This window comes from Bacillus sp. FSL K6-0268 (assembly GCF_038005425.1).
Lineage (GTDB): Bacteria > Bacillota > Bacilli > Bacillales > Bacillaceae_G > Bacillus_A > Bacillus_A thuringiensis_S.
Genome location: NZ_JBBOTF010000001.1, coordinates 4,911,218 through 4,933,935 on the forward strand (window position 1 = coordinate 4,911,218; position 22,718 = coordinate 4,933,935).

Below are 22,718 nucleotides of genomic sequence, written 5' to 3' on the forward strand. Positions count from 1 at the left end.
TAATGGCAGAACAATTAGTAGAAATGAACCAACAATTGGAAAATACTAACGAAGCAATCGCTCTTTTTGGAGTCAATGATGCGCATTTAAAAGTAATTGAACGAGAACTGAATGTATCGATCGTAACTAGAGGAGAAACTGTTCATGTATCTGGGGCAGTTGAAACGGTGACACTCGTAGAAAAAATCTTACAGCAATTACTTGTTGTAATTCGTAAAAGTATATCAATTTCAGAGAGAGATGTTGCGTATGCAATTCAGCTCGCACAACAAGGGAAAGTTGCTCAATTTGAAGAGTTATATGAAGAAGAAATTTTCAAGACTGCAAAAGGTAAATCCATTCGTGTAAAAACAATGGGGCAAAGACGATATATTCATGCAATGAAGAAGAATGATATTGTCTTTGGGATAGGGCCTGCAGGAACTGGAAAAACATACTTAGCCGTAGTAATGGCTGTGAGAGCTTTAAAACAAGGATATGTAAAGAAAATCATTCTAACAAGACCTGCTGTAGAAGCTGGAGAAAATTTAGGTTTTTTACCAGGGGATTTGAAAGAGAAGGTAGATCCATACTTACGCCCATTATATGATGCCTTACATGATATTCTTGGACAAGAATATACGCAGCGTATGATGGAACGAGGAGTAATTGAAATCGCGCCGCTTGCTTATATGAGGGGGCGTACGCTTGATGATTCATTTGTTATTTTAGATGAGGCTCAAAATACAACGGGTGCTCAAATAAAAATGTTTTTAACAAGATTAGGTTTTAGTTCTAAAATGGTTATTACAGGCGACCCTTCACAAGTAGACTTGCCAAAAGGGGTAAAATCAGGGCTATCTATAGCTGCTAATATTTTATCTGGTGTATCAGGTCTGTCATTTATTACATTAGAACAAACAGACGTTGTCAGACATCCATTGGTGCAACGTATTATTGAGGCATATGATAAAATGGAATGATCCTATTTGTCAGGATCATTTCTTTTTGTATGATAAGGTTGGCGAACGGCATATTTTTTACTATCATGAAAGATAAGGAAAATAAACTATAGGTACTGGTGTATAAAATGTTACCTCAAAGTATCGTTGGGTAGAAGAAATGAAAGCTATAAATAGTTTCACTTTATTTCTGGAGAGGAGAAGGTATTGAAATCATGTCAAGATCTCAAGAAATTTCTAAGTGGTTTCGTAATTTACAACATTCGAAAAAACTAAGTTGGATTTCTTACGTTGTATTAGGAGCAGTGCTGTTTTTTGCGCTTATGAATAATGTAAAACCAGAGCAATTAGATGTTAACATGTATTCTATTGCGAAAAAGACAATCCATTCTCCTATAAAAATTGAAGATAAAGTTACAACGGATAAAAAGAAAAAAGAAGCCTCTACAAAAGTTGAAGATCAATATACATATAAAAGTGAGTATAAACAAAATAAAGTTGATATTGTGAATGACGTCTTTGCTAAAGTGGATGAAGTGGTGCAAGAGATTAAAGCTGTTGGACCGGATGATCAAAAAAAGATGACTGATGCTGAGAAAGTGGACAAGTTAAAAAAGAAACTACCCGCTGACTTAACGAAAGAATTATCTGATTCAAACTTACTAAATTTGATTAATGCAGATTCGAGCCAATTAGTATTAGCGAAAGATGCTGCGGTCACAGCGATTAATAGTATCATGACTGAGCACATTAAAATGGACGAATTGAAAGATGCGAAAGAACGATATGTAAGTGAGATGAATAGTGTTAATGTTGATAATGGTTTAAAAGAGTCAATTAAGGCGCTAGGAAGATATGCAATTTCAGCGAATTATTTTTATGACCCGATCTTAACGAAAGAGAAGAGAAAAGCAGAGGAAGATTTAGTTCCACCTGTTTATATTCTTCAAGGACAAGTTCTCGTTAGAGAAGGTGAAACAATTTCAAGTGATGTGTATAATCAGTTGAAATTAGTTGGCTTGTTAGAAAAAGGGAACGGTTTTCAACCTTATGTTGGATTAGCGGTACTCATTGGTGTGTTACTATACTTTATGCATAAACAATTTGAATTATTTTTAAAGAGAAAAAGAGAAGATAGACCGTATGTTTTAGCGTATATCACAATTTTGTCTATCACAATCGTTTTAATGAAAATCATTAGTTTGTTTCAAAAACTTGAATATGCAGGGATTGCATATGTTGTCCCGGTTGCGATGGGAACAATACTTGTGAAATTAATGATTGGTGATCGATTTGTCTTTTTAACGAGTATGATTTTTTCTGTATGCGGAAGTATTATGTTTAATGAAGGAGTAACGAGTACATTAAATTATAGTGTAGGGATTTACGTATTGTTAAGTTCATTATCGGTTAGTATTTTCTTGAGAGAAAAAAATCGTCGTACAATGATTTTACAAGCTGGTATACTCGTTTCTGTATTAAATGTAGTCGTATTGGCGGCGCTCTTATTATTACGTAATGGGAATTTTTCGCCTCTTGAAATTGGTACGCAATTATTAATGGCTTCACTTTCAGGGATTATATCATCCGTTTTGGCTATGGGGATTTTACCATATTTAGAAAGTGGACTTGGAATCGTATCAAGTATGAAGCTTATGGAACTATCAAGTCCAAATCATCCGCTTTTACGCAGAATTTTGTTAGAAGCGCCAGGGACATATCATCATAGTGTAATGGTAGCGAATCTTTCTGAAGCTGCTTGCGAAGCAGTCGGGGCAAATGGTGTATTAGCGCGTGTAGGGGCATATTATCATGATGTAGGAAAAACAGTACAACCACAATTCTTTATTGAAAACCAAATGGGGATTGAAAACCCGCATGATAAATTAGATCCTGTAACGAGTAAAGATATTATAATTGCTCACGTAACGGATGGAGTAAGAATGCTCGAAAAATATCATATTCCACAAGAAATTATTGATATCGCTGGGCAACATCACGGTACAACGTTACTGAAATATTTTTATTATAAAGCGATTAAAGAAGATAAAGAAAAATATACAGAAGAGATGTTCCGTTATCCGGGTTCAAAAGCAACTTCGAAGGAATCGGCAATTGTTGGTATTGCTGATAGTGTAGAAGCTGCGGTACGTTCTATGAATCACCCAACGCCAGAACAAATTAATAATTTAGTGCAAAGCATTATTAAAGATCGATTGCAAGACGGTCAATTTAGTGAATGTGATTTGACGTTTAAGGAACTACAAATCGTTGGGAAAACGTTATGTGAAACGTTAAATGGTATTTTCCATTCGCGTATTACATATCCGGAAATTCCGGAAGAAAAGGAGAAAGAATGAGTTTGTTAATTGATTTTATTGATGAAACAGAAGAAGTAAAAGAAGCGTATATGAGTTTAATTCGTGAAGTGTTAGAAAAGGCAGCTCAAATGGAAAATATCGAGGATGGCGCGGAGGTATCGGTGACATTTGTAGATAATGAGCGCATTAGAGAAATTAATCGTGATTACCGAGATAAAGATCAACCTACAGATGTAATATCCTTTGCCATGGAAGAGATGGGAGAAGGGGAAATGGAGATTGTTGGTGCAGAGATGCCGCGCATGTTAGGTGATCTTATTATCTCTATTCCAAGGGCGAAAGAGCAGGCTGAAGAGTACGGCCATTCTTTCGATCGTGAACTTGGATTTTTGGCGTTACATGGCTTTTTACATTTGCTTGGTTATGATCACATGACAGAAGAAGAAGAAAAAGAAATGTTCGGAAGACAAAAAGAAATTTTAGAAGCTTTTGGATTAGGACGATGAAAAAAGGAAAACTTATAGATAGTTTTGGATATGCTATAGCTGGTATGTTCTTTTGTCTTCGTCATGAACGAAATATGAAAATTCATTATTTAGCCGCAGTCATTGTTATATGCTGCGGCTTTTATTTCCATATTACGAAAATAGAGTGGATGATATTACTTATTGTAATAGGGAGTGTAATGAGTTTAGAAATGGTAAATACGGCTGTAGAAAAAACAGTAGATTTAGCGACTGCTGATATTCATCCGTTTGCAAAAATTGCAAAGGATGTTGCAGCAGGAGCGGTTTTATTGTTTGCAATTATAGCTGTTATAATTGGTGCTATTATCTTTTTACCGTATATGGTATAGTTGCATTCCGAAGCTTTTATTAAGCTTTGGAAGTGCCGTAAGGGCCTTTAATGAGAGAGTGTATCTCTTCATAGCTGTGAACAGGAAGGATGCGGGAATATGAATAGTAAACAATTAATTTTAGAAGCAATCGAAGCGCGTAAACAAGCGTACGTACCATATTCTAAATTTCAAGTAGGTGCAGCATTATTAACGAGCGATGGAAAAGTATATCGTGGATGTAATGTTGAGAATGCATCATATGGCTTATGTAATTGTGCTGAAAGAACAGCTTTATTTAAGGCGGTTTCTGAAGGAGATAAAGAATTTGTAGCCATTGCGGTTGTAGCAGATACAAAGCGTCCAGTACCTCCTTGTGGAGCATGTCGACAAGTTATGGTAGAATTATGTAAACAGGATACGAAAGTATACTTATCAAATTTACATGGTGACGTTCAAGAGACGACAGTCGGAGAATTGTTACCAGGAGCATTTTTAGCGGAGGATTTACATGAATAGAAAAGGTTATAAATCAGGTTTTGTCTCTATTATTGGCAGACCGAATGTTGGAAAATCTACATTTTTAAACCGTATTATCGGCCAGAAAATTGCTATTATGAGTGATAAGCCACAAACAACTCGTAATAAAATTCAAGGTGTATATACAGAAAATGATTCACAAGTTATTTTCATTGATACACCAGGAATACATAAACCTAAACATAAATTAGGCGACTTCATGGTAAAGATGGCTCAAACGACATTGAAAGAAGTTGATATTGTTCTGTTTATGGTCAATGCAGTTGAAGGATTTGGTCGTGGTGAGGAATTCATCATTGAGAAATTAAAAGAAACGAAACAACCAGTATTTTTAGTAATTAATAAAATTGACCAACTTCATCCAGAACAATTACTAGAGTTAATTGATCAATATCGTAAACTACATGAGTTTGCAGAGATTGTACCAATTTCTGCGTTAGACGGTAATAATGTGGATGCTTTAATTGGAACAATTAAAAAGTATTTACCAGAAGGACCACAATACTATCCAGATAATCAAGTAACGGATCATCCGGAGAGATTTATTATTGCGGAGCTTATTCGTGAGAAAGTACTACATTTAACACGTGAAGAAGTGCCGCATTCTGTGGCTGTTGTTATCGATGCGATTCAAAAGCGTGAGGGCGGCGCAGTTTATATAAATGCAACGATTGTTGTTGAACGTGCATCGCAAAAAGGAATCATCATCGGAAAACAAGGGAAAATGTTAAAAGAAGTTGGTAAGCGAGCTCGTTTTGATATTGAAGCGCTACTTGGTTCTAAAGTATTTTTAGAAGTATGGGTAAAAGTGCAAAAAGATTGGCGTAACAAGCTGTCACAGCTTCGAGACCTTGGTTTCCGTGAAGACGAGTATTAAAATATAGTAAAGCTGTAATCAGTGGATGGTTTGTTCATCCGCTGATTATTGGTTTTTATGAACTTTGATAAATTAGGAAAAATTTTTCTCACATGAAAATGGACAAAATGGGTCAATTTAATAACAACAAAGGAAATTGGTTTATAGGCTACGCTTATTGAGAAAGGTGGATTCTTATGCTAGATTTTACCTGGAAGTTTTTCTCCAAAACAGGAAGCATTGAAACGTACTTGCTTTTGAAAGAAATGGAAAAAGACGTAAACGATGAGATGGATCAACATGAAGAGGAGCTAGCACATCTAGACTCTCCAATTTCTTGACCCGTTTTGTTCAAACCTTGGATGGTGACGAACATGTTTCAAAAAGTTGAGGGCATCGTTATCCGTACGACAGATTACGGAGAAACGAACAAGATTGTTACAATATTCTCAAGAGAACTTGGTAAGATAAGTGCAATGGCAAGAGGGGCAAAAAAACCGAAAAGCCGGTTAGCATCTGTGTCGCAATTAATGACACATGGCCATTTTCTTATTCAAATGGGATCAGGGCTTGGAACATTGCAACAAGGCGAGATTATTTCAACTATGAAAGAAATTCGCGAGGATATATTTTTAACTGCTTATGCATCATTTATTGTTGAGTTAACTGATAAAGCAACAGAAGATAAAAAACATAATCCGTATTTATTTGAAATGTTATATCAAACGTTGCATTATATGTGTGAGGGTGTTGATTCAGAAGTATTATCATTAATTTATCAAACGAAAATGCTTCCGGTATTAGGGATGCGCCCGTACTTTGATACATGTGCGATTTGTCATCAAGAAACAGACTTTGTCGCCTTCTCCGTCAGGGAAGGCGGTTTTCTGTGCTCACGTCATGCAGAGCAAGACCCATATCGTATACCGGTAGGAGAAGCTGTTCATAAATTATTACGTCTTTTCTTCCATTTCGATTTACATAGGCTCGGAAATGTATCGGTAAAGGATAGCACAAAAAAACAAATGCGTTTAGTATTGAATACATATTATGATGAATATTGCGGAATTTATTTGAAATCAAGACGTTTCTTAGAACAACTTGATAAGTTTCAAATATAATTTTGGGCCGTATACGGTCCTTTTTACATACTTTCTTTTTCGAATAGCATATTTAGTATATAATATTTAAGAGATAGTATAACTTTTTTCGTTGTGCATTAAAGGTGGTGATTATCATAGAGCTGAATAAACGGCAAGAACATATCATTCAGATTGTAAAAGATCACGGTCCTATTACAGGGGAATCAATTGCAGCGCAATTGGGTCTAACACGTGCGACGCTAAGACCAGACTTAGCAATTTTAACGATGGCTGGTTATTTAGAAGCACGTCCACGTGTAGGTTATTTTTATACGGGTAAAACTGGGGGACAGCTATTATCTGAAGCTGTTAAGAAAATTAAAGTACAAGATTATCAATCTAGACCGGTTGTAATTGATAAAAATGTTTCCGTATACGATGCAATTTGTACGATGTTTTTAGAGGACGTTGGTACATTGTTCGTTGTAGATCAGATGACTCTATTAGTTGGGGTTGTGTCTCGTAAAGATTTATTAAGAGCGAGCTTAGGAAAGCAGGATTTAACCTCTCTTCCGGTTAATATTATCATGACAAGGATGCCAAACATTGCGATGTGTCGTAGAGAGGATTCTTTATATGATATTGCGATGGAATTAATAGAAAGACAGATTGATGCAATGCCAGTTGTAAAAGATACGAAACAAGGTTTAGAAGTGATTGGGCGAATTACAAAAACAAATATTACACGTGCGTTTGTAAATTTAGTAAATAACGAATAAGTGTAATTTGTTTAAAGTGAGGTAATGTAATGGATAATAAAATCGTATATGTCGTATCTGACTCTGTAGGGGAAACGGCTGATTTGGTTGTTCGAGCAGCAATGGGGCAATTCCCGTTTGCTCCTGATATTAGACGTGTACCGTATGTAGAAGATACAGGGACATTAAAAGAAGTGATTTCGATTGCTAAGAGTAATCAAGCACTTATATGTTTTACGTTAGTTAAGCCTGATATGCGCCAGTATTTAGTGACGGAGGCTGCAAGAGAAGGGGTAGAGGCATACGATATTATCGGCCCTCTTATTGATCAAATTGAAGAAATTACGGGGCAAGTGCCGAGGTATGAGCCAGGTGTTGTCCGTAGGTTAGATGAAGAATACTTTAAAAAAATTGAAGCGATTGAGTTTGCTGTGAAGTATGATGACGGCAGAGATGCAAGAGGTATTTTAAAAGCAGATATCGTGTTGATTGGTGTTTCGCGTACATCAAAAACACCACTTTCTCAATATTTAGCTCATAACAAACGCTTGAAAGTTGCGAATGTACCACTCGTACCAGAAGTTGACCCACCTGAAGAACTATATCAAGTGGCAAAAGAAAAATGTTTCGGTTTGAAAATTACGCCAGATAAGTTAAATCATATTCGAAAAGAACGATTAAAATCACTTGGATTAAGTGATGGAGCAACGTATGCAAATATTAATCGTATTCAAGAAGAAATTGATCACTTTGAGGAAGTAATTAGTAAAATAAATTGCCAAGTAATCGATGTATCCAATAAAGCGATTGAAGAAACAGCAAATATTATTGTGAATGCAGTGCAAAACCAAAAAATGTTTTAGCACATTTACCAAAGGTGAATGTGCTTTTTTCGCTCTGGTGAAATATGATATCTATGGATTTTGTAATAGATTGTAGTGTAATGGTTATACTTATACTCCTTTGTCTTTTAGTATATTCAAGGTGTGAGTTTGTCATCCTGAAATGTAAGATGAAAAAATAAAGGGATATGTAGCGTAGTTGAAGAAAATATATTATAATAAAAAATTGTGATAAAAACCTATATTTTACGTTTAGACTTTAATTTTTCAGAATAAACTAGGGATAGGATTTACGAAAAAGACATGTAATTACGTTAAATCGACAAAATCTATACAAGAAAACGCACATTATGGAAGGATTCACAGAAGGGATGTAGAATACAGAAATATGCAAAACATCAACAACATATTAGTTGGTATAGATGCATGTCCCGTGAAGAATGAAATTGTGCAAGTTGGAGCGGAATTTCATGTCGGAATTTTGTTTGTCGCATCATATGCTCATCCTTTAAGGAAATAGCAAGGCAATTGGATCTTTGTAGATACTGAACAAAATGGAGTTGATTGTTATATGGATCAACATGAAAAAGCTACAGATCTCAAGATCAAACAGTATATGTGACTTGCTACTCTTCTTGTAAAAAGGTGTATATGTATTGTTTCTAAGAGGTACATTTGTAACAGATGAGCAAATGTATACAATTTTATATAGCAGGTATGTATCTGCGATTTATGCAGATAAAGGACCTATAGGAAAGGTTCAAAACCGTTTATACAATGTAATCGGCAACACTTTCTAACAAGTTTAGAAAAATATTGTCGAATTATAAAGGAATTTTTTAATTTATATCGAATACAAAATACGACACGGAGATGGAGTTATGGGGAACAGAATTCCCGAAGAAGTTGTTGAACAGATTCGGACATCATCCGATATTGTAGAAGTAATTGGTGAATACGTTCAACTTAGAAAACAGGGGCGTAACTATTTCGGCCTTTGTCCATTTCATGGTGAGAATTCTCCTTCATTCTCTGTTTCATCTGATAAGCAAATTTTTCATTGCTTCGGATGTGGAGAAGGCGGAAATGTATTTTCATTTCTAATGAAAATGGAAGGACTGGCTTTTACCGAGGCTGTTCAAAAGCTAGGCGAAAGAAATGGAATTGCGGTTGCAGAGTACACATCAGGGCAAGGACAACAAGAAGACATATCTGATGACACTGTCATCATGCAACAAGCTCATGAATTATTGAAAAAGTATTATCATCATTTATTAGTAAATACGGAAGAGGGAAATGAAGCACTTTCATATTTATTAAACCGTGGTATTACGAAAGAGATGATTGAGAAGTTTGAAATTGGTTATGCATCACCTGCTTGGGATGCAGCGACGAAAATTTTACAAAAAAGAGGTTTATCGCTGTCTAGTATGGAACAAGCTGGCCTTCTAATAAGAAGTGAGAAGGATGGTAGTCATTACGATCGCTTCCGTGGAAGAGTTATGTTCCCGATCTATACGTTACAAGGTAAGGTGATAGCGTTTAGTGGAAGGGCGTTAGGAGATGACACTCCAAAATATTTAAATAGCCCGGAAACGCCAATTTTTCACAAAAGTAAATTGTTGTATAACTTCCACCAAGCAAGACCGTTTATTAGAAAGCGTGGGCAAGTGGTTCTTTTTGAAGGATATGCCGATGTACTAGCTGCGGTAAAAAGTGGCGTGGAAGAAGCCGTTGCGACAATGGGAACGGCTTTAACTGAAGAACAAGCAAAACTTCTGCGACGTAACGTTGAAACTGTTGTTCTTTGCTATGATGGTGATAAAGCAGGGCGAGAAGCGACGATGAAAGCAGGGCAATTATTGCTAAAAGTTGGTTGCCAAGTGAAAGTCACATCCTTGCCAGATAAGCTTGATCCTGATGAATATGTGCAACAATATGGGACTACCGCTTTTGAAAATCTTGTGAAATCAAGTGTGAGTTTTGTTGGTTTTAAAATAAATTATTTGCGTTTAGGGAAAAATTTGCAAGATGAGTCTGGCAAAGAAGAATATGTGAAAAGTGTTTTAAAAGAGTTATCGTTGTTACAAGATGCGATGCAGGCAGAGTCATATTTGAAGTCATTATCGCAAGAATTTTCGTATTCAATGGAAACACTTTTGAATCAATTGCACCAATATCGCAAAGAACAAAAGGTACAGCAAAAACAAATAAAGCAGGTTGCTAAACCGTCTCAAGTCGTTCAAACAAAACCGAAGTTAACAGGTTTTGAAAGAGCGGAAAGAGAAATTATTTACCATATGTTGCAAAGTGCAGAAGTAGCTGTTCGTATGGAATCCCATATAGAAGATTTTCATACAGAAGAACATAAAGGGATTTTATATGAACTATACGCATATTATGAAAAGGGAAATGAACCTTCAGTCGGAACATTTTTAAGTTGGCTCTCTGATGAAAAGTTGAAAAATATTATCACTGATATTTCGACGGATGAATTTATTAATCCAGAATACACAGAAGAAGTGTTGCAAGGCCATTTGGAGACGCTTAGACGCCATCAGGAAAAACTTGAAAAGATGGAGATCATCTTTAAAGTGAAACAAATGGAAAAAACAGATCCTGTAGAGGCTGCTAAATATTATGTAGCATATTTACAAAATCAAAAAGCGAGAAAATAGCTTTTTTGATAAAGTTTTAGTATAATGAATGTTTGTATCTCGCGTAAGGAGGGGAACAGATGGCTGACAAACCAGCTCGTTCTAAACAAATTGAAACTGAAATGACCCTTGAGCAAGTGAAAGAGCAACTCACTGAGCTCGGAAAAAAACGTGGCGTTCTTACATATGAAGAGATTGCAGAACGCATGAATGGATTTGAAATTGAATCCGATCAAATGGATGAATACTATGAATATTTAGGTGAACAAGGCATTGACTTAGTTGGTGATAATGACAACGAAGAAGGCCCTAATAATCGCCAAATTACAAAAACAGAAGAAGAGTTTGACCTCAATGATTTAAGTGTACCACCTGGGGTTAAAATCAACGATCCTGTTCGTATGTATTTAAAAGAAATTGGTCGTGTAGACTTACTATCTGCAGAAGAAGAAATTCGACTTGCAACGCGTATTGAAGAAGGCGATGAAGAAGCGAAACGTCGTCTTGCAGAAGCAAACTTACGTCTTGTAGTAAGTATTGCAAAGCGCTACGTAGGTCGTGGTATGCTTTTCTTAGACTTAATTCAAGAAGGTAATATGGGTCTAATTAAAGCTGTTGAAAAGTTCGATTATCGTAAAGGTTTCAAATTTAGTACGTATGCAACTTGGTGGATTCGCCAAGCTATTACACGTGCCATTGCAGACCAAGCGCGAACAATTCGTATTCCAGTTCATATGGTTGAAACGATTAATAAGTTAATTCGTGTACAACGTCAATTATTACAAGATTTAGGTCGCGAACCGTCTCCTGAAGAGATTGGTGAAGAAATGGATCTTGCTCCAGAAAAAGTACGTGAAATCTTAAAAATTGCACAGGAGCCAGTTTCTCTTGAAACACCAATTGGTGAAGAAGATGACTCCCATTTAGGTGACTTTATTGAAGACCAAGAAGCAACATCGCCTGCGGACCATGCAGCCTATGAATTGCTAAAAGAACAATTAGAAGATGTGTTAGATACACTAACAGATCGTGAAGAAAATGTTCTGCGTCTTCGTTTCGGTTTAGATGATGGACGAACTCGTACGCTTGAAGAAGTTGGGAAAGTATTCGGCGTAACGAGAGAGCGTATCCGTCAAATTGAAGCAAAAGCACTTCGCAAATTAAGACATCCAAGTCGTAGTAAGCGTCTTAAGGATTTCTTAGAATAGGTTATTTTTTAAGTTTACTTCACCTTTGTGAAGTAAACTTTTTTATTTTGTTAATTTTTGTTAAAATTTAGCTATCGGCAACGATTACAATTTCTTGTAATTTATTTTACAGAATTGTCTTTTGATTTGCAAATGCTCATTTTTCGATTTTTCGATTAATTTTGTTTATTCTATACAAAAATATATGTAGAAAAGCGAAAAATATGATGAGAAACGTTAATAATTATCGAAATAATAAGCTATATGACAATAAAAAACAATAAACTGAATTTATGGAATATTTTTAACAAGTAGTAGTTTACTCTTTTCTGATAGAGCGTTTTCAAGTACAATAGAAATGACTGAATCATCTAACTATTTAGGGGTATAGAGGGGGGAGAAGAGATATGAAACGTAATCCGCTGATTCCGTTCGCTCTTATTGCAGCATTAGGTATTATCGTTATGTTTGTATTTTCATTTCAGGGGCTAAATAAATCTAAAGAGTTAGCTGATGCAAAAAATGGCGGGAAGCCAGCACAAACAGCATCAAAACCAGAGGATATTGTGAAGCAAAGCTGTACGAGCTGCCACGGTGATCAGTTACAAGGGGCGGTAGGACCTAACTTACAAAAAATTGGTGGGAAACTTTCAAAGGATGAAATTAAAGAAATTCTTTCGAAAGGAAAGGGCAATATGCCTGCCAATATAGTTCCAGCTGATCAAGCCACTAAAGTAGCTGATTGGTTATCGAAGAAAAAATAAAGTCCCGTATGACAAGCCTTTTGCTTATGCAAAGGGCTTGTTTTTCTATATTTTCTAAAATACGATGAATGATATAGAAGTGAATTGTTGTTATGGGCTTGCAACAACTACTATAAATTCATTATCATGGAGACAGACTGACAAGAGAAGGAGTAATGGAAATACATGAATGAAGTAAAGCTTTCAAAACGATTAGAAGAAGTTGTGCGTGAAATACCAGTAGGATCTACAGTTGCTGATATTGGATCGGATCATGCGTATTTACCGTGTTATACAATTATAAATAATATTGCTACAAAAGCAGTTGCAGGAGAAGTTGTAGATGGACCATTTCGTTCTGCACAAGCAACTGTAGCTGAAAGTGGCTTACAAGATAAAGTAGATGTACGTAAAGGGAATGGATTAGCTGTTATCGCGCCAGGAGAAGTAGATGTTATTACGGTTGCTGGAATGGGCGGAGCGTTAATTCGTGACATTTTAGAAAGTGGTAAAGAAAAATTAGAAGGTGTAACACGTTTAATTTTACAGCCGAATATTGCAGCACATCATATTCGTGAATGGTTTGTTGAAAATGGTTGGGAGCTTATCCATGAAAAAATCGTAAAAGAAGATGGGAAAATTTACGAGATTTTAGTAGGAGAGCGAGGAAATGTCGAAGCACCTTACTCGGAAAATAAACAAGCGGGATTGTTTATGGGGCCATTTCTAATAAAAGAGAAAAATGAAGCTTTTGGTGAGAAATGGGAAGGGGAATTGAAAAACTTCCAAAATATTTTAAAACAGTTAGAACGTGCGGCTAATTCTGAAGAAACAAAAGCGAAACGTGCAGAAGTAGAAGCGAAAATGAAAATGATAGGGGAGATTTTATCATGAGTAAAATTCCAAACGGCCATGAAATTATTTCTTTATTTGAAAGTATGTATCCGAAGCATTTGGCGATGGAAGGAGATAAAATTGGTCTGCAGATTGGAGCGCTTAATAAATCTGTACAACACGTATTGATTGCGTTAGATGTAACGAAGGAAGTTGTGGAGGAAGCGATTCAATTAGGAGCGAATGTCATTATCGCGCATCATCCTTTAATTTTTAATCCGTTAAAAGCGATTCATACAGATAAAGCGTACGGAAGAATTATTGAAACGTGTATTAAAAATGATATTGCCATTTATGCAGCGCATACAAATGTGGATGTTGCCAAGGGCGGAGTAAATGATTTACTTGCTGAGGCGTTAGGGTTGCAAAATACAGAAGTTCTAGCACCAACATATGCGGAAGAAATGAAAAAAGTTGTTGTGTTTGTGCCAGTAACTCATGCAGAAGAAGTACGAAAAGCATTAGGAGACGCAGGTGCTGGTCATATCGGCAATTATAGCCACTGTACGTTTAGTAGCGAGGGTACAGGTACGTTTGTACCTCAAGAGGGGACAAATCCTTATGTAGGGGAAACTGGACAGTTAGAGCGCGTAGAAGAAGTGCGAATCGAAACGATTATTCCAGTTTCACTACAACGAAAAGTGATTAAAGCGATGGTAACGGCACATCCATATGAAGAAGTAGCGTATGATGTGTATCCACTTGATAACAAAGGCGAAACATTAGGGCTTGGGAAAATAGGATACTTAAAAGAAGAAATGACACTTGGACAGTTTGCAGAACATGTAAAGCAATCATTAGATGTAAAGGGTGCACGAGTTGTTGGGAAATTAGATGATAAAGTGCGCAAAGTAGCTGTACTTGGTGGTGATGGTAACAAATACATCAATCAAGCTAAATTTAAAGGAGCGGATGTATATGTAACAGGTGACATGTATTATCATGTTGCTCATGATGCGATGATGCTCGGTTTAAATATAGTTGACCCAGGACATAACGTTGAAAAAGTAATGAAGCAAGGTGTGCGAAAGCAATTACAAGAAAAAGTGGATGCAAAGAAACTCAATGTACACATTCATGCTTCGCAATTACATACAGATCCATTTACATTTGTATAAGAAAAATAAAAACCGTTGCTCATATAGGCAACGGTTTTTATTATTGTTCTTTTTTCACTTTTACACGAGGTAATATTTTTTGTAACGGTACTTTTCGAACTCTCTCCCATGTAGCGGGATTCATTGGGTCATATTGATCTAAGAAAGCGATAACTTCTTTTGTAATTGGAGTTGGAGTAGAAGCGCCTGCTGTAACAGCTACGTTTTCTACACCTTGTAGCCACTCTAATTGGATTTCGCTTACATCAGCAACTCGATATGCTTTTGTACCTGCGATTTCTTGTGATACTTGTGCTAAGCGATTTGAATTGTTACTTTTCGGATCACCAACAACAATTGTTAAGTCTGCAACATCAGCTTGTTTAGCGACAGCTTCTTGGCGAACTTGGGTTGCTAAACAAATTTCTTTATGGAATTCTGCTGTTGGGAATTTTTTTTGAATGTCCTCCATCAAATGTTGAACATCCCATTGACTCATTGTTGTTTGATTCGTTACTAAAATTTTATTTGTTGGGATTTCTAATGTTTTTAAATCATCGGCTCTTTCGATAAGGTGAACGATGTCAGGTGCAATACCGACTGCGCCTTCTGGCTCTGGATGATTTTTTTTACCGATATAAATGACATGATACCCTTCCGCTTTCTTAGCTTCGATAAGGTCATGCGTCTTGGTAACATCTGGACAAGTGGCATCGATTGTTGTTAAACCTTTTTCTTTTGCACGTTGTTTAACTTCTGGAGAAACACCGTGTGCAGTGAAAATAACAGTACCAGAATCAATTTTATCTAAAATTTCTAAGCGACTTGGACCGTCTAATGTGATGATTCCATCTTCTTCAAAAGCGTCTGTAACATGTTTATTGTGAACAATCATACCTAAAATATAAATGGGTCTCGGCAATGATTTATCTAATGCGGCGTTACGTGCAATTACCATTGCATCGACAACACCGTAGCAATAACCACGAGGGGAAATTTTAACAATTTTCATATGAGTAATCCTCTCCTTCTAAACAAGGGATACTTTTGTGCATAGTCTTTTACATTATAAAGGAGGAGTGGATAGAAAACAAAGGATTGTTACACATATAGTTTTGGTTTTGTTGCTGTTTGTTGAACTGGTTCTTTCGGTAACTCTTTTTCTATTACAGGTTCAATCACTATTTTCTTTCGTTTTCGTTTCTTTTTTTGAGGTGTAGGAGGCGGACTTTTTACCTCAACTGGCTCTGTTACATTTTCCGTTTGATTTTCTTCCGTACTTTTTCCAGAGGTGAGGATTTTAACAATGCTTGGTAGACTACGCATAATAGGACCGTACTGTTCGACGACAGGACCTACAGATTGAACGACTTGGGATACTTTTTCGATGTTATTTATCATATTAGTTGGATTCGAAATTAAATTCGAAAAAAAACTGCCGATGCCACTGCTTGCTGCAGCTGTAGTTGCTGCCCCGCCGCGCGTTTCATTTGATTCATACATTTGAGGCGGTATCATTTGCTCAGGATGTTGCTGCATGTATGGTTGATATTGTGGATGTTGCTGAGGATATTGCTGCTGATATTGCTGTTGATATTGCTGCGGCGGTGGTTGCTGATGCATCATCGGTGGGCCTTCCATTTGTCGGTAAGGCGGAACCATTTGCATAAAAGGCTCGGTTGGATCGTGTTTTTTAAAAAGCTTAGCAAGAAAACCTTTCTTTTTTTGCGCCATTGGTGGTAGTTGTGGAATGGGATATGGTGTATAAGGTTGTTGCCCTTGATTCGGATACATTTGCCTTGTAGGGGATTTCGGAAACATGTGAGAAATCCTCCTTTCTTCAGTTAGGTATATACACATACAATATGCAATAAAAGGGAAGAAGGTTAGTTTTTGAAGTGAAAACCTAAACTAAAGATGGATTTTACTTGTAGATTTCGATATAATGTAGACTTGACTGATTTGTGCGCGCAGTAGAAATTTTAGAAAGAAGGTGTAACTTATGACACAAAAAACTTTTACACAGTATGATTTTAAACCATTTTTAATAGATGCAGTTCGTGAACTACGCTTTACAGAGCCGACAGGAATTCAGCAGAAAATTTTCCCGGTCGTGAAAAAAGGTGTAAGTGTAATTGGGCAATCCCAAACAGGTTCTGGGAAAACACATGCATACTTACTTCCTACATTAAACAGAATTAATGCAAGCCGTGAAGAAGTACAACTTGTTATTACAGCACCTACTCGTGAGTTAGCACAACAAATTTACGAAGAGATTGTGAAATTAACAAAATTCTGTGCGGAAGATCAAATGATTACAGCGCGTTGTTTAATTGGTGGAACTGATAAACAACGTTCAATTGAAAAATTGAAAAAACAACCTCATATCGTAGTTGGGACACCAGGGCGTATTAAAGACTTAGTTGAAGAACAAGCATTATTTGTTCATAAAGCAAATACGATTATTGTCGATGAAGCAGACTTAATGCTTGATATGGGATTTATTCATGATGTAGATAAAATTGCAGCACGTATGCCTAAAAACTTGCAAATGCTAGTTTTCTCTGCAACAATTCCTCAAAAACTAAAACCGTTTCTGAAGAAATATATGGAGAATCCAGAGCATATTCATATCAATCCAAAACAAGTTGCAGCTGGAAACATTGAACACTATTTAGTGCCTTCTAAACATCGTAATAAAATTGATTTAGTGAATAAAATGCTACTTCAATTTAAACCGTATTTAGCAGTTGTTTTCACGAATACGAAAAAGATGGCGGATCAAGTTGCTGATGGATTAATGGAACGCGGCTTAAAAGTTGGACGAATTCACGGGGATTTATCACCACGTGATCGTAAAAAAATGATGAAACAAATTCGTGACCTTGAATTCCAATATATTGTTGCGACTGATTTAGCAGCACGTGGTATTGATATTGAAGGGATTAGCCATGTTATTAACTATGAGCTACCATCAGATTTAGATTTCTTCGTTCACCGCGTTGGAAGAACAGCACGTGCGGGGCATTCTGGTATTGCAGTGACGATTTATGATCCAGCAAACGAAGAAGCGTTAGATAGCTTAGAAAAACAACGTCATATCGAGTTTAAACATGTAGATTTACGTGGAGATGAGTGGGCGGATTTAGGTGAGCGTCGTCGTCGTAAGAGCCGTAAAAAACCAAATGACGAACTTGATGTTATGGCAACAAAAGTTATTAAAAAACCGAAAAAAGTAAAACCAAACTATAAACGTAAACTTGCAACAGAACGTGACAAAGTGAAGAGAAAATATAGCAATAAAAAAAGATAAGGGGTTTCCCTTATCTTTTTTTAATCCCGCTAATTTAAATGAAGAGTATAGTCTGTTTAAATAGTCAAATAAATTTGTGTAGTGCGTCTTTTGTGAACAAACAATTCACTACATATTTCTACAAATTATGCTATCATTATATCTATTGTATATTGAAGAGGTGATTGTATGTTAAAGATTGGATCTCATGTTTCCATGAGTGGTAAGAAAATGTTATTAGCAGCAAGTGAAGAGGCTGTTTCATATGGTGCAACGACGTTTATGATTTATACAGGTGCACCGCAAAATACACGAAGAAAACCAATTGAAGAATTGAACATAGAAGCAGGAAGAAAACATATGGAGCTGAATGGAATTGAGGAGATTATCGTCCATGCACCGTATATTATTAATGTTGGGAATACGACAAAGCCAGAAACATTCCAATTAGGTGTAGACTTCCTTCGTATGGAAATTGAAAGAACATCGGCATTAGGTGTAGCGAAACAAATTGTTCTTCACCCAGGAGCGCACGTTGGTGCTGGAGCAGATGCTGGTATTCAACAAATTATTAAAGGGCTTAATGAAGTATTAACGCCAGAACAGACGGTTAACATTGCATTAGAGACGATGGCAGGAAAAGGAACAGAATGCGGTCGTAGCTTTGAAGAAATTGCAAAGATTATTGATGGTGTAAAATATAATGAAAAGCTATCTGTATGCTTTGATACGTGCCATACGCACGATGCAGGATATGATATTGTAAATGACTTTGACGGCGTGTTAAACGAATTTGATAAGATCGTTGGTATAGATCGTTTACAAGTACTTCATATTAACGATAGTAAAAATGTACGCGGAGCAGGAAAAGACCGTCATGAAAATATTGGATTTGGTCACATTGGGTATAAAGCATTGCATCACATTGTACATCATCCACAGTTAATGCATGTACCAAAAATTCTTGAAACACCGTATGTAGGGGAAGATAAAAAAGATAAGAAACCACCATACAAATTGGAAATCGAAATGCTGAAAAACGGTAATTTTGATGAAGGGATTCTTGAAAAAATTAAAGCACAATAAGGAGGGGAAATCCCCTCCTTATTTTAGTAGTTGCTGAAATAATGTATTTACTTGTTGGGCAGTGGCAGGGGAAGTTACTCTTGCGATCTGTTTTAAGAGCTCTAGTCGCTCGTTGTTATCGTAAATATTAATATTTTTACCTTTCATAAGTAAAACGATTTGGTCAGCTTGTGCAGTCGTAATAGAAACTTCATATTCTTTGCTATATTTTAATAACTCTTTTGTAGAAATATGATTTAATTTTTTATTAACAATTTGTTTTATGAGGTTCATCTTGTTATCCTCCTTCACGCGTTCTTCTATCGAAATATATGAGCATATAGCTTGTACATATTCGTATGGAGTTTCTTTTTTCATGAGGAAAAGAAGCGTATGTTATAATATAAGGACAAAACTACAGAAAAAGAGTAAAGGGAGGACCTATGGAGCAAAAGCAACATCGAAAAGAAAGTGTTATTCATCTCATTTATCGTTTAGTTATGATTATTTTTGGAGCAGCATGCGCGGCGGTAGCGATTGAACTATTTTTAATGCCAAATAAAATTATTGATGGTGGAATTATTGGTATTTCTCTTATATTAGATTATCTTACTCCTAACATTTGGTGGTTAAGTTTTTCTACTTTAGTCGTTGTTCTCAATATCCCATTTATGTATTCGGGTTATAAGCAAATTGGAAAAACATTTATGTTATCTTCGACATTTGGTATTGTAGCGTTAGCTTTCATTGAGTCAACGTTACATGCGGTGCCACCATTTACAACAGAACCTATTTTAGCGACAGTGTTTGGTGGGCTTATTTTAGGTCTTGGTGTAGGACTTGTAATTCGTCATGGTGGGTCGTTAGATGGAACTGAAATTATGGGGATTTTATTAACGAAGAAATTACCGTTCTCTGTTGGTGAATTCGTAATGTTTGTGAACTTATTTATTTTTGCATGGGCAGCATTTGTGTTTGGTGTGGAACAAGCGATGTATTCTGTTATGACCTACTATATTGCATTTAAAACGATCGATACAGTAATTCAAGGGCTAGATGAAACGAAGGCGGTTTTAATTGTATCTGATCAATACGAGGAAGTATCAAACGCGATTTTGCATCGTCTTGGCCGTGGAACTACAAAGCTGGTAGCAAAAGGTGGTTACACGGATAAAGAAAAAGAAGTTATTTATGCAGTTGTAACGCGTCTAGAAGTGACGAAGTTAAAATCAATTGTGCATGAAATTGATGAAAATGCGTTTGTGACGATTATGAACACGCAAGAGACAAATGGTGGTAAGTTTAAATCGGCTATTCACTAAAAATTTATAGGAATATTTTTCGAAAGCAGAGAATTTTTCTCTGCTTTTTGTTATAATAGTAAGGTTTCTTGAAAAAATAGATATATTTTAGGCAGATTGGTTTACAACTATAATAAGCTGTACTATAATTCAAATAGATATAAATCGGAATCATTCTGAATTAAAATAGGTGAGATGCTATGAATAATATATTAGAGATTGAAGGTTTAACATTCCGATACGAAGATCGGAATGTGTTAGAAAATATTAATTTGCAAGTTCCGAAGGGAGCTTTTTTAGGTTTAGTGGGACCGAATGGTTCAGGTAAATCAACTTTACTTAAGTGTTTATTAGGGGTTTTAAAGCCAAAAGAAGGAAGCGTTCGCGTGTTTGGCGTTGATAGTAAGAAGTTTAAGGAATGGAACAAAGTTGGTTATGTATCCCAAAAGGCAAATAGTTTCAATTCTGGTTTTCCAGCAACTGTTTCTGAAGTTGTGTCAATGGGACTTGTTTCGAAAAAAGGGCTTTTTCGCTTTTTCACAAAAGAAGATAAGAAAAAGGTAGAAAAAGCAATTGCTGATGTAGGGATGAGTGAGTTTCAAGGTCGTAACATTGGAGAGCTTTCTGGTGGACAGCAACAGCGTGTATTTATTGCTCGTGCGCTCGTTAGTGATCCTGAATTGCTTATTTTAGACGAGCCTACTGTTGGAATTGATGTAAAAAATGTGGAAAGTTTTTACGAAATATTAGAGGATTTAAACAAAAGGTTGGGAATCACATTAATTCTTGTTACTCATGATATGGGAGCTGTTACCGAAAAAGTAACACATGTTGCATGCCTAAACCAACATCTACATTTCCATGGAAATGTAGAGAAGTTCCGAGAGTTAGAAGATGCAGAAATGTCCGTCTTATATGGACATCATGTTCATCGTTTAGAACACGAACATGAGCATCACGGGAGGATATAATGATACAAGATTTTTTACAATATGACTTTTTACGTAATTCTTTATACGCAGGTATTTTAATTGGACTTGTTGCACCGCTAATTGGTGTGTTTGTTGTTATTCGTCGTTTATCTCTTATTGCGGATGCATTAAGTCACGTGACGTTATCAGGTATTGCAGCAAGTTTATTACTTGAAAAAACCATTTTTACAGGTGGATTTTTAAACCCCTTATATATGGGGATGATTTTTTCAATTGGTGGAGCGCTACTAATCGAAAAGTTAAGAACTGTATATAAGCACTATCAAGAATTAGCAATTCCGATTATCCTTTCGGCAGGGATGGGAGTTGGAGTTATTTTCATTTCACTTGCAAATGGATTTAACACAGACTTATTTAGTTATTTATTTGGTAGTGTTAGTGCTGTAACAAGTACGGATTTAATTATTATTGGGATTGTAGCAATTGTTGTTGTTGCGACAATTATTTTATTATATAAAGAGCTGTTTCTACTATCATTTGATGAGGAATACGCAGTATCAACTGGTTTAAGAGCGAAATGGATTCACTTTATTTTCATTATATTAGTTGCTCTTGTCATTGCAGTATCAATGCGTGTAGTAGGGGTTCTTCTCGTATCATCATTAATGACGTTGCCAGTTGCAGCGAGTATTCGTATTGCTAAAGGATTTAAACAAACAATTTTCTTTTCCGTTTTATTTGGTGAAATTGCAGTTATTGGTGGAATGTTTGCTTCGTATCAACTTGATTTAGCGCCAGGTGGTACAATTGTTATGATAGCAGTTCTTATTTTAATCGGTGCGATTTTATGGAAGAAGAAAAAAACTGCATAAAGTAGGGATAGGTATGAATCTAACGGAAGCTTTACGCCTAATGAAAGAAAAAGGATACAAACATACTGGAAAAAGAGAAGAGATGCTCAGATTATTTGCAGCACATAATCGTTATTTAACTGCGAAAGACGTTTTAGAGCATATGAAAGACGACTATCCAGGGCTTAGTTTTGATACGATTTATCGTAACTTAACAGTTTTTGCTGAGATTGGTGTTTTAGAACAAACGGAATTAAATGGTGAAAAACATTTTCGTTTTACTTGTTCTATTATGGAACATCATCATCATTTTATTTGTTTGGATTGTGGGGGGACGAAAGAGATTACTTCCTGCCCAATGGATTTTATGAATAAAGATTTTACTGGTTATGAAGTAACGGGTCATAAGTTTGAAATATATGGTCGTTGTCCAAAATGTGCAAAGTAAAAGCTCGTCGGTTATATAACTGACGAGCTTTTTTACGTAGAAAAGAAGGTTGCTCACAAATATTGTGGCAACCTTC

The 22,718-nt window shown here is 36.0% G+C and carries 25 protein-coding genes; 22 read left to right on the plus strand and 3 right to left on the minus strand.

The window, feature by feature from the left end; translation table 11 throughout:
* The first annotated feature begins 2 nt into the window (after positions 1-2).
* The 16 genes from MHI28_RS25640 (at position 3) to MHI28_RS25715 (ending at position 14,774) form a co-directional block, all read left to right on the plus strand.
* Positions 3-962 carry a PhoH family protein gene (locus MHI28_RS25640; protein WP_000840522.1) on the plus strand — a complete coding sequence of 320 codons (960 nt, stop codon included), beginning with the start codon at positions 3-5 and terminating at the stop codon, positions 960-962.
* A gap of 194 nt (positions 963-1,156) precedes the next feature.
* Positions 1,157-3,301 carry an HD family phosphohydrolase gene (locus MHI28_RS25645; protein ID WP_000091516.1) on the plus strand — a complete coding sequence of 715 codons (2,145 nt, stop codon included), beginning with the start codon at positions 1,157-1,159 and terminating at the stop codon, positions 3,299-3,301.
* The gene (gene ybeY / locus MHI28_RS25650) at positions 3,298-3,768 is read left to right on the plus strand and encodes an rRNA maturation RNase YbeY (RefSeq protein WP_000054680.1); all 471 of its coding nucleotides are present in this window, start codon (positions 3,298-3,300) and stop codon (positions 3,766-3,768) included. Before MHI28_RS25645 ends, ybeY begins: the two co-directional genes overlap by 4 nt.
* Entirely contained in the window at positions 3,765-4,118 is a 354-nt protein-coding gene (locus tag MHI28_RS25655) for a diacylglycerol kinase family protein (RefSeq protein ID WP_000715475.1), read from the plus strand. The genes ybeY and MHI28_RS25655 overlap by 4 nt, the downstream gene beginning before the upstream one ends.
* 99 nt (positions 4,119-4,217) lie before the next feature.
* Positions 4,218-4,616 carry a cytidine deaminase gene (locus tag MHI28_RS25660; protein WP_001086287.1) on the plus strand — a complete coding sequence of 133 codons (399 nt, stop codon included), beginning with the start codon at positions 4,218-4,220 and terminating at the stop codon, positions 4,614-4,616.
* On the plus strand, positions 4,609-5,514 hold the full coding sequence (gene era, locus MHI28_RS25665) for a GTPase Era (RefSeq protein ID WP_001080236.1): 906 nt from the start codon (positions 4,609-4,611) through the stop codon (positions 5,512-5,514). The genes MHI28_RS25660 and era overlap by 8 nt, the downstream gene beginning before the upstream one ends.
* A gap of 176 nt (positions 5,515-5,690) precedes the next feature.
* Positions 5,691-5,834 (plus strand): YqzL family protein, encoded by a 144-nt coding sequence (locus MHI28_RS25670; RefSeq protein ID WP_000883924.1) that lies wholly within the window; start codon positions 5,691-5,693, stop codon positions 5,832-5,834.
* Between the two features lie 33 nt (positions 5,835-5,867).
* The gene (gene recO / locus MHI28_RS25675) at positions 5,868-6,614 is read left to right on the plus strand and encodes a DNA repair protein RecO (RefSeq protein WP_000487007.1); all 747 of its coding nucleotides are present in this window, start codon (positions 5,868-5,870) and stop codon (positions 6,612-6,614) included.
* 107 nt (positions 6,615-6,721) lie between these two features.
* Complete coding sequence (locus MHI28_RS25680; RefSeq protein WP_000583756.1) at positions 6,722-7,354, plus strand: helix-turn-helix transcriptional regulator; 633 nt, start codon at positions 6,722-6,724, stop codon at positions 7,352-7,354.
* Positions 7,355-7,383: 29 nt separating this feature from the next.
* Entirely contained in the window at positions 7,384-8,196 is an 813-nt protein-coding gene (locus MHI28_RS25685; RefSeq protein WP_000368949.1) for a pyruvate, water dikinase regulatory protein, read from the plus strand.
* A 635-nt stretch (positions 8,197-8,831) separates the two neighbouring features.
* A complete protein-coding gene (locus MHI28_RS25690) occupies positions 8,832-8,975 on the plus strand; it encodes a hypothetical protein (RefSeq protein WP_000479749.1) in 144 nt (47 codons plus the stop codon).
* Between the two features lie 81 nt (positions 8,976-9,056).
* Entirely contained in the window at positions 9,057-10,853 is a 1,797-nt protein-coding gene (gene dnaG / locus MHI28_RS25695) for a DNA primase (RefSeq protein ID WP_000528221.1), read from the plus strand.
* A gap of 59 nt (positions 10,854-10,912) precedes the next feature.
* Positions 10,913-12,040 carry an RNA polymerase sigma factor RpoD gene (gene rpoD, locus MHI28_RS25700; RefSeq protein WP_000764066.1) on the plus strand — a complete coding sequence of 376 codons (1,128 nt, stop codon included), beginning with the start codon at positions 10,913-10,915 and terminating at the stop codon, positions 12,038-12,040.
* A 386-nt stretch (positions 12,041-12,426) separates the two neighbouring features.
* Positions 12,427-12,783, plus strand: coding sequence for a cytochrome c550 (gene cccA / locus MHI28_RS25705; protein ID WP_000828142.1), 357 nt, complete (start codon positions 12,427-12,429; stop codon positions 12,781-12,783).
* A gap of 165 nt (positions 12,784-12,948) precedes the next feature.
* Complete coding sequence (locus tag MHI28_RS25710) at positions 12,949-13,656, plus strand: tRNA (adenine(22)-N(1))-methyltransferase (RefSeq protein ID WP_001006546.1); 708 nt, start codon at positions 12,949-12,951, stop codon at positions 13,654-13,656.
* Complete coding sequence (locus MHI28_RS25715; protein ID WP_000036250.1) at positions 13,653-14,774, plus strand: Nif3-like dinuclear metal center hexameric protein; 1,122 nt, start codon at positions 13,653-13,655, stop codon at positions 14,772-14,774. The genes MHI28_RS25710 and MHI28_RS25715 overlap by 4 nt, the downstream gene beginning before the upstream one ends.
* Positions 14,775-14,814: 40 nt before the next feature.
* Here the strand turns inward: MHI28_RS25715 and MHI28_RS25720 are convergent, their stop codons facing one another.
* A complete protein-coding gene (locus tag MHI28_RS25720) occupies positions 14,815-15,765 on the minus strand; it encodes a 4-hydroxy-3-methylbut-2-enyl diphosphate reductase (protein WP_000706663.1) in 951 nt (316 codons plus the stop codon).
* A gap of 89 nt (positions 15,766-15,854) precedes the next feature.
* Positions 15,855-16,574 (minus strand): VrrA/YqfQ family protein, encoded by a 720-nt coding sequence (vrrA, locus tag MHI28_RS25725; RefSeq protein ID WP_086413528.1) that lies wholly within the window; start codon positions 16,572-16,574, stop codon positions 15,855-15,857.
* A gap of 181 nt (positions 16,575-16,755) precedes the next feature.
* On the opposite strand from vrrA, the gene MHI28_RS25730 reads away from it, so the two are divergent.
* Complete coding sequence (locus MHI28_RS25730; RefSeq protein WP_000192443.1) at positions 16,756-18,066, plus strand: DEAD/DEAH box helicase; 1,311 nt, start codon at positions 16,756-16,758, stop codon at positions 18,064-18,066.
* Between the two features lie 168 nt (positions 18,067-18,234).
* Positions 18,235-19,131 carry a deoxyribonuclease IV gene (locus MHI28_RS25735; protein WP_000912458.1) on the plus strand — a complete coding sequence of 299 codons (897 nt, stop codon included), beginning with the start codon at positions 18,235-18,237 and terminating at the stop codon, positions 19,129-19,131.
* Positions 19,132-19,149: 18 nt separating this feature from the next.
* Here MHI28_RS25735 and MHI28_RS25740 read toward each other — a convergent pair whose 3' ends face one another.
* Complete coding sequence (locus tag MHI28_RS25740) at positions 19,150-19,404, minus strand: DUF2624 domain-containing protein (RefSeq protein ID WP_001048959.1); 255 nt, start codon at positions 19,402-19,404, stop codon at positions 19,150-19,152.
* A 149-nt stretch (positions 19,405-19,553) separates the two neighbouring features.
* On the opposite strand from MHI28_RS25740, the gene MHI28_RS25745 reads away from it, so the two are divergent.
* The 4 genes from MHI28_RS25745 to MHI28_RS25760 all read left to right on the plus strand — a co-directional run bounded on the left by MHI28_RS25745 (position 19,554) and on the right by MHI28_RS25760 (position 22,642).
* Entirely contained in the window at positions 19,554-20,432 is an 879-nt protein-coding gene (locus MHI28_RS25745; RefSeq protein ID WP_000435962.1) for a YitT family protein, read from the plus strand.
* A gap of 179 nt (positions 20,433-20,611) precedes the next feature.
* A complete protein-coding gene (locus MHI28_RS25750) occupies positions 20,612-21,382 on the plus strand; it encodes a metal ABC transporter ATP-binding protein (protein ID WP_340828329.1) in 771 nt (256 codons plus the stop codon).
* Complete coding sequence (locus tag MHI28_RS25755) at positions 21,382-22,215, plus strand: metal ABC transporter permease (RefSeq protein WP_000613816.1); 834 nt, start codon at positions 21,382-21,384, stop codon at positions 22,213-22,215. The genes MHI28_RS25750 and MHI28_RS25755 overlap by 1 nt, the downstream gene beginning before the upstream one ends.
* 13 nt (positions 22,216-22,228) lie before the next feature.
* Positions 22,229-22,642, plus strand: coding sequence for a Fur family transcriptional regulator (locus MHI28_RS25760; RefSeq protein ID WP_001054516.1), 414 nt, complete (start codon positions 22,229-22,231; stop codon positions 22,640-22,642).
* The last annotated feature ends 76 nt before the right edge of the window (positions 22,643-22,718 follow it).